This is a genomic window from Megasphaera cerevisiae DSM 20462, assembly GCF_001045675.1.
Lineage (GTDB): Bacteria > Bacillota > Negativicutes > Veillonellales > Megasphaeraceae > Megasphaera > Megasphaera cerevisiae.
This window is the reverse complement of record NZ_LEKT01000177.1, coordinates 1-593: the sequence shown is the minus strand read 5'-3', so window position 1 is coordinate 593 and position 593 is coordinate 1. Positions and strand designations below refer to the sequence as shown.

The following is a 593-nucleotide window of genomic DNA, read 5'->3' as shown; positions in this document are numbered from 1 at the left end:
ATAGGACCGAACACGTCCTTCAGCGCTATCTGCATGTCTTCCTGCGTCTTCGGCTGGTATTGTTCCATGATGAGCTTGGCGATTGCCTGGCCTTTCTCACTCGGGTTTCTACGTTTCTTCATCAGTGCTGTACTCAATTCCTTTCAACCTGCTTTCTGATAGTGTACCGCACCTCGACAAAAAAATGAAGTGCGTAAGTTAGTAAATTGGTTACCGGTAACTTACACACTTCATTTTACACTCCCCCGTCTGTAACAAAAAGTAAAACATCTTTCAGCCCACGAGTCTGTAGTCTGCTGAGCAAATCTTTATAATTGGATGCCGACTCTGTTGGATATACACTATATTCGAGTACTTCTTTATGTCCATCTAACGTAATGCCGAGAATAACGTGTAATGCCTCTTTAGCAACACTATCCCGTCTAAGGTTCAGATAGGTGGCATCGCAGTAGATGACAGCATACCGATTGTTGACCTTGCGGTTATGGAACTCATCGACTTGTTTTTGTACAGCACTGGTAATATTTGATACCGTCTGTGGCGTGTAATATTGTCCATACATTTGTTCAATCAGTTCACTAATCTGCCGCGTG

General features: G+C 43.3%; 1 protein-coding gene. It reads right to left on the bottom strand.

Annotated features, from left to right (window positions below):
• Positions 1-235: 235 nt before the first annotated feature.
• Positions 236-593, bottom strand: a 358-nt coding sequence (locus AB840_RS15615; RefSeq protein WP_048515722.1) for an IS256 family transposase, incomplete at its 5' end; no start/stop codon positions are given.